This window comes from Pseudomonas sp. ES1, from assembly GCF_050586605.1.
Taxonomy (GTDB): domain Bacteria; phylum Pseudomonadota; class Gammaproteobacteria; order Pseudomonadales; family Pseudomonadaceae; genus Aquipseudomonas; species Aquipseudomonas sichuanensis.
In genome coordinates, this window is sequence record NZ_JBOBDM010000008.1 from 112,773 (window position 1) to 120,122 (window position 7,350).

Below are 7,350 nucleotides of genomic sequence, written 5' to 3' on the forward strand. Positions count from 1 at the left end.
GCCATGCAAGACCTCGATCCAATCGAAACCCAGGAATGGCTGGATGCCCTGGAGTCGGTCCTCGACAAAGAAGGCGAAGACCGCGCTCATTACCTGATGACCCGTATGGGCGAGCTGGCCACCCGCAGTGGCTCGCAGCTGCCGTATGCCATCACCACGCCGTACCGCAACACCATCCCTGTCACCCACGAAGCACGCATGCCTGGCGACCTGTTCATGGAACGCCGCATTCGCTCGATGGTGCGTTGGAACGCCCTGGCCATGGTCATGCGCACCAACCTGAAAGACTCGGACCTGGGTGGCCACATCTCGAGCTTCGCCTCCAGCGCCACGCTGTACGACATCGGCTTCAACTACTTCTTCCAGGCCCCGACCGAAGAACACGGCGGCGACCTGATCTTCTTCCAGGGCCACGCTTCGCCAGGCGTCTACGCCCGCGCCTTCATGGAAGGCCGCATCAACGAAGACCAGATGAACAACTTCCGTCAGGAAGTGGACGGCAACGGCCTGTCTTCGTACCCGCACCCTTGGCTGATGCCTGACTTCTGGCAGTTCCCGACCGTTTCGATGGGCCTGGGCCCAATCCAGGCGATCTACCAGGCACGCTTCATGAAGTACCTGGAAGCCCGTGGCTTCATCCCGGCCGGCAAGCAGAAGGTCTGGTGCTTCATGGGCGACGGCGAGTGCGACGAGCCGGAATCCCTGGGCGCGATCGCCCTGGCCGGCCGCGAGAAGCTGGACAACCTGATCTTCGTCATCAACTGCAACCTGCAGCGCCTCGACGGCCCGGTTCGCGGCAACGGCAAGATCATCCAGGAACTCGAAGGCGTGTTCCGCGGCGGTGGCTGGAACGTCAACAAAGTGGTCTGGGGCCGTTTCTGGGACCCACTGCTGGCCAAGGACACCAACGGTGCCCTGCAGCGCCGCATGGACGAAGTCATCGACGGCGAGTACCAGAACTACAAAGCCAAAGACGGCGCGTACGTTCGTGAGAACTTCTTCAACACCCCAGAACTCAAGGCCATGGTCGAAGACCTGTCCGACGACGAGATCTGGAAGCTCAACCGTGGCGGCCACGACCCGTACAAGGTCTACGCGGCTTACCACCAGGCTGTGAACCACAAAGAACAGCCGACCGTCATCCTGGCCAAGACCATCAAGGGTTACGGCACCGGTGCTGGCGAAGCCAAGAACACCGCGCACAACACCAAGAAGGTCGACGTCGACAGCCTGCGTCACTTCCGTGACCGCTTCGACATCCCGGTCAAGGATGCCGACCTTGAGAACCTGCCGTTCTTCAAGCCGGAAGAAGGTTCCGCCGAAGCCAAATACCTGGCCGAGCGCCGCGCCGCCCTGGGTGGCTTCGTACCGCAGCGCCGCGCCAAGAGCTTCAGCGTACCGACCCCATCCCTGGAAACGCTGAAAGCGATCCTGGACGGCTCGGGCGACCGTGAAATCTCCACCACCATGGCCTTCGTGCGTATCCTCGCGCAGCTGGTCAAGGACAAGGAAATCGGCCAGCGCATCGTCCCGATCATCCCGGACGAAGCCCGTACCTTCGGTATGGAAGGCATGTTCCGCCAGCTGGGCATCTACTCGTCGGTCGGCCAGCTCTACGAGCCAGTCGATAAAGACCAGGTGATGTTCTACCGCGAGGACAAGAAGGGCCAGATCCTCGAAGAAGGCATCAACGAAGCCGGCGCCATGTCGTCGTTCATCGCTGCCGGTACTTCGTACAGCTGCCACAACCAGCCGATGCTGCCGTTCTACATCTTCTACTCGATGTTCGGCTTCCAGCGTATCGGCGACCTGGCTTGGGCCGCTGGCGACAGCCGCACCCGTGGCTTCCTGATCGGCGGTACCGCCGGCCGTACCACCCTCAACGGTGAAGGCCTGCAGCACGAAGACGGTCACAGCCACATGATGGCGGGCACCATCCCGAACTGCCGCACCTACGATCCGACCTACGGCTACGAGCTGGCGGTGATCATCCAGGACGGCATGAAGAAGATGACCGAAGAGCAACAGGACATCTTCTACTACATCACCGTGATGAACGAATCCTACCAGCAGCCAGCCATGCCGGCCGGTGTCGAGGAAGGCATCATCAAGGGCATGTACCTGCTCGAGGAAGACACCCGCGAAGCCGCGCACCACGTACAGCTGATGGGCTCCGGCACCATCCTGCGCGAAGTCCGCGAAGCGGCGAAGATCCTGCGTGAAGAGTTCAACGTCGGTGCCGACGTATGGAGCGTCACCAGCTTCAACGAACTGCGTCGCGACGGCCTGGCCGTGGAACGCGCCAACCGCCTCAAGCCTGGCCAGAAGCCTCAGACCACCTACGTGGAAGAGTGCCTGGCCGGCCGCAAAGGCCCGGTCATCGCCTCCACCGACTACATGAAGCTGTTCGCCGAGCAGATTCGCCAGTGGGTCCCGAGCAAAGAATTCAAAGTCCTGGGTACCGACGGTTACGGTCGCAGCGACAGCCGCAAGAAGCTGCGTCACTTCTTCGAAGTCGACCGCCACTTCGTGGTGCTGGCTGCCCTGGAAGCCCTGGCTGACCGTGGCGAGATCGAACCCAAGGTTGTGGCTGACGCCATCGTCAAGTTCGGCATCGACCCGGACAAGCGCAACCCACTGGACTGCTGAGGAGTATTTTTAAGTGAGCGAACTCATTCGCGTACCTGACATCGGCAGCGGTGAAGGTGAAATCATCGAGCTGTTCGTCAAGGTCGGTGACCGTATCGAGGCCGACCAGAGCCTGCTGACCCTGGAGTCCGACAAGGCCTCCATGGAGATCCCGGCCCCCAAGGCCGGCATCGTCAAGGAACTGAAGGTCAAGCTGGGCGACCGCCTGAAAGAAGGCGACGAGCTGCTGGTGCTGGAAGTCGAGGGCGCAGCTTCCGCGCCCGAGGCTCCGGCCGCCGCTGCCCCGGCTGCCGCACCGGCGCCGGCTGCGCAAGCCGCCCCAGCTGCCGCGCCAGCCGCAGCAGCCCCGGTTGCTGCCAGCGTGCAGGACATCCACGTGCCGGACATCGGCTCGTCGGGCAAGGCCAAGATCATCGAAGTGCTGGTCAAGGTCGGCGACACCGTCGAAGCCGACCAGTCGCTGATCACCCTGGAGTCCGACAAGGCCTCCATGGAAATCCCGTCGCCTAGCGCCGGCGTGATCGAAGCCGTGCTGTGCAAGCTGGAAGACGAAGTGGGCACCGGCGACCTGATCTTCAAGATCAAGGCCGCAGGCGCCGCCCCTGCTGCAGCACCGGCTCCGGCCGCTGCTGCTCCGGCTGCCGCTCCTGCCCCAGCTGCTGCACCAGCCGCCGCTCCGGCCCCTGCTGCTGCCCCTGCTCCGGTCGCTACCGCGCCGGCAGCCGGCAGCAACGCCAAGGTTCATGCAGGCCCGGCTGTTCGTCAGTTGGCCCGTGAATTCGGCGTCGACCTGGGTGCGGTCGCCGCCACCGGCCCGCACGGCCGTATCCTGAAAGAAGACGTTCAGGTTTACGTCAAGGCCATGATGCAGAAGGCCAAGGAAGCTCCAGCCGCCGGTGCCATCGGTGGTGCAGGCATCCCGCCGATCCCGGCCGTGGACTTCAGCAAGTTCGGTGAAGTGGAAGAAGTGGCCCTGACCCGCCTGATGCAGGTCGGCGCCGCCAACCTGCACCGCAGCTGGCTGAACGTGCCGCACGTTACCCAGTTCGACTCGGCCGACATCACCGAGCTGGAAGCCTTCCGCGTCGCGCAGAAAGCCGTCGCCGAGAAAGCCGGCGTCAAGCTGACCGTGCTGCCGCTGCTGCTCAAGGCCTGCGCCTTCCTGCTCAAGGAACTGCCGGACTTCAACAGCTCGCTGGCGCCAAGCGGCAAGGCGATCATCCGCAAGAAGTACGTGCACATCGGCTTCGCCGTGGACACCCCGGATGGCCTGCTGGTCCCTGTGATCAAGAACGTCGACCAGAAGAGCCTGCTGCAACTGGCTGCCGAAGCCGCCGCGCTGGCCGAGAAAGCCCGCACCAAAAAGCTGTCGGCCGACGACATGCAAGGCGCCTGCTTCACCATCTCCAGCCTCGGCCACATTGGCGGCACCGGCTTCACGCCGATCGTCAACGCGCCTGAGGTGGCTATCCTGGGCGTCTCCAAGGCGACCATGCAGCCGGTCTGGGATGGCAAGGCCTTCCAGCCCAAGCTGATGCTGCCGCTGTCGCTGTCCTACGATCACCGTGTGATCAACGGCGCCGCCGCCGCGCGCTTCACCAAGCGCCTGGGCGACGTACTGGGCGACATCCGCACCATGCTGCTGTAACCCGCTGTTTACCTGCCTTCCCTCGGGAAGGCGGGTACCCCTTTCGAGCTGCCACGCTCGTACCTCAACCCCGCCAATTGGCGGGGCTTTTTTTTGCCTGTCAGGGCCCTTCGCCGGCAAGCCAGCTCCCACAGGGGCTAGACCAATCCCTGTGGGAGCTGGCTTGCCAGCGAAAGGGCCGCAAAGCGGCCCCCGTTCCTACAGATTCCCTGGGTCCAGCCGACAACCTGCACACAGCATCCCGCATGGCCGCTTGCCAGCCCACGGGACATGATGCAACCTTGCCCGATGCGCCGCTTTCCAGGCGGCGCTCCCTGTTCAAGCGAGTCTTCGATGAAAAGCCAACCCGATGCCGCCAGCCGAGTGGCGGCCGAGGTCGTGACGCAGCTCCCCGTGCCCTCGCGGCTCGGCATGCTGCGTTTCGAACGGCTGAACGAAGCCAGCTGGGCCATGCTCTACGTCGACCCCGCCTGCGAGCGGCAATTCGGCCTGGCCGCCGCCGAACTCTGCGCCTTGATCGGCTCGCCCTACGCCAGCCTCATGGAGCCGGAGGCGCGCTACAAACTGCACGACGAGATCCAGCTGCAACTGGCTCGGCGCGGCCACTACCGCGTGCGCTACACCCTGCACGCAGGCCAGGCGCCGTTGCGCGTGCTGGAAGCGGGCGAAAGCTACAAGCAGCACAACCGCCAGCTGCTGCGTGGCTACCTGACGGTGATGGACGACCAGCAGGACGACAGCGCCGACCTCGACGCAAACGATCTCGAGTCCCGCAACAACCGCCTGCAACTGGCCCTGCAGCTCAATCAGCGCGCCCAGCAGGAGCAGCTCGAACACCTGGAGCGGGTGCGTGCCCAGCAGGACCTGATCCTGCGCCTGGCCCGCCAGCGCTACAGCATCGGCAACTCGCTGCTCGAAGCCGCCGAGCTGATCACCCAGAGCGCCTGCGAAATCTACAAGGTCGACAGCGCCAGCATCTGGTACCTGCACGATCAACGCCTGGAGCCGATCAGCGCCTGGTACCACCACGAGCGGCTGCACCGCCTGCCCGAACCGATCGACGCCAGCCGCTTCCCCGACTACCTCGAAGCCCTGCACGCCAGCCGCGCCATCGATGCCCACAACGCCAGCCACGACCCGCGCACCCGGGAAATGGCCGAGCTGCTCTACCCCACCGACGACAACGCCATGCTCGATGCCAGCATCCGCATCGACGGCCAGGTGGTGGGGGTGCTGTGCCTGGAGCAGACCGGCCGGCCAAGGGCCTGGCAGTCGGACGAGATCGCCTTCGCCGGCGAGCTGGCCGACCAGTTCGCGCAAGTGATCAACAACCACAACCGGCGCACCGCCGCCAGCGCGCTGCACCTGTTCCAGCGCGCCGTGGAACAGAGCGCCAGCGCCTTCCTGCTGGTCAACCGCGACGGCGTGGTGGAATACGTCAACCCCAGCTTCACCGCCATCACCCAATACAGCACCGAGGAAGTCCAGGGCCACCACCTGGCCGAGCTGCCGGCGTTGGAAAACCTGAGCGAGCTGCTGTTCGACTCCCCCTCCAGCCTGGCCATGGGCAACAGCTGGCAGGGCGAGTTCAAGAGCCGGCGCAAGAACCTCGAGCCCTACTGGGGCCAACTGTCGATCTCCAAGGTGTACGGCGACAACCGCGAGCTGACGCACTACATCGGCATCTACGAAGACATCACCCAGACCAAGCTGGCGCAACAACGCATCGAGCGCCTGGCCTACACCGACAACCTGACCAACCTGGGCAACCGCCCGGCGTTCATCCGCAACCTCGACGAGCGCTTCGCCCGCGACAGCAGCAGCCCGATCTGCCTGCTGCTGGTGGACATCGACAACTTCAAGCGGATCAACGACAGCCTCGGCCACCAGACCGGCGACAAGCTGCTGATCAGCCTGGCCCGGCGCCTGCGCAACAGCCTGAGCAGCGGCGGCAGCCTGGCGCGCTTCGCCAGCAACGAATTCGCCGTGCTGCTCGACGATACCTCCCTCGAAGACGGCCAGGGCGTGGCCCACCAGTTGCTGCGCACCCTCGACAAACCGATGTTCGTCGACAACCAGCTGATCAACGTCACCGCCTCCGTAGGCCTGGCCTGTGCACCCCTGCACGGCAGCGACCCGGCCACCCTGATGAAGAACGCGGGCCTGGCCCTGCACAAGGCCAAGGCCAACGGCAAGCACCAGGTGCAAGTGTTCACCGAAGTGCTCAACGCCGAGGCCAGCTACAAGCTGTTCGTCGAGAACAACCTGCGCCGGGCGCTGACCCAGAACGAACTGGAAGTGTTCTACCAGCCCAAGCTGTGCCTGCGCAGCGGCCGCCTGCTCGGGCTCGAGGCGCTGCTGCGCTGGAACCACCCGGAGCGCGGCATGATCCGCCCCGACCAGTTCATCAGCGTGGCCGAAGAGACCGGCCTGATCATCCCCATCGGCAAGTGGGTGGTGCGCCAGGCCTGCCGCATGAGCCTGGAGCTGCGCGAGGCCGGCATGGGCAACCTGCACGTGGCCATCAACCTGTCGCCCAAGCAGTTCTCCGACCCGGAGCTGGTGAGCTCGATCGGCAGCATCATCAAGGAAGAGGCGCTGCCGCCGCACCTGCTGGAACTGGAGCTGACCGAAGGCCTGCTGCTCGAAGCCAGCGAGGACACCCACCGCCAGCTCGACGAGCTCAAGGCCCTGGGCCTGACGCTGGCCATGGACGACTTCGGCACTGGTTACTCGTCGCTGAGCTACCTGAAGAAGTTCCCGATCGACATCATCAAGATCGACCGCAGCTTCATCAACGAGATCCCCGACAACCAGGACGACATGGAGATCACCTCGGCGGTGGTGGCCATGGCCCACAACCTCAAGCTCAAGGTGGTCGCCGAGGGCATCGAGACGCCGGAGCAACTGGCGTTCCTGCGCCGGCACCGCTGCGACGTCGGCCAGGGCTACCTGTTCGACCGGCCGATCCCCGGGCGCGAGCTGACCGAAAAGCTCAAGCGCTATCCGCGTGGCCCGCTGGCCTGACAGCGGCCAAAACCTCGGGCACTATA

At 64.5% G+C, this 7,350-nt stretch carries 3 protein-coding genes; all 3 read left to right on the forward strand.

Annotated features, from left to right (window positions below):
- The first annotated feature begins 3 nt into the window (after positions 1-3).
- The 3 genes from aceE (at position 4) to ACQ4N9_RS05595 (ending at position 7,324) form a co-directional block, all read left to right on the forward strand.
- On the forward strand, positions 4-2,649 hold the full coding sequence (aceE, locus tag ACQ4N9_RS05585) for a pyruvate dehydrogenase (acetyl-transferring), homodimeric type (RefSeq protein ID WP_390966230.1): 2,646 nt from the start codon (positions 4-6) through the stop codon (positions 2,647-2,649).
- A gap of 13 nt (positions 2,650-2,662) precedes the next feature.
- Positions 2,663-4,297, forward strand: coding sequence for a dihydrolipoyllysine-residue acetyltransferase (gene aceF / locus ACQ4N9_RS05590; RefSeq protein WP_390966232.1), 1,635 nt, complete (start codon positions 2,663-2,665; stop codon positions 4,295-4,297).
- A 333-nt stretch (positions 4,298-4,630) separates the two neighbouring features.
- Entirely contained in the window at positions 4,631-7,324 is a 2,694-nt protein-coding gene (locus tag ACQ4N9_RS05595; RefSeq protein ID WP_390966234.1) for a putative bifunctional diguanylate cyclase/phosphodiesterase, read from the forward strand.
- Positions 7,325-7,350: the final 26 nt, after the last annotated feature.

Coding starts and splice junctions, on each gene's coding strand:
- aceE (WP_390966230.1), top strand. CDS start 4: ATGCAAGACCTCGATCCAATCGAAACCCAGGAATGGCTGGATGCCCTG.
- ACQ4N9_RS05595 (WP_390966234.1), top strand. CDS start 4,631: ATGAAAAGCCAACCCGATGCCGCCAGCCGAGTGGCGGCCGAGGTCGTG.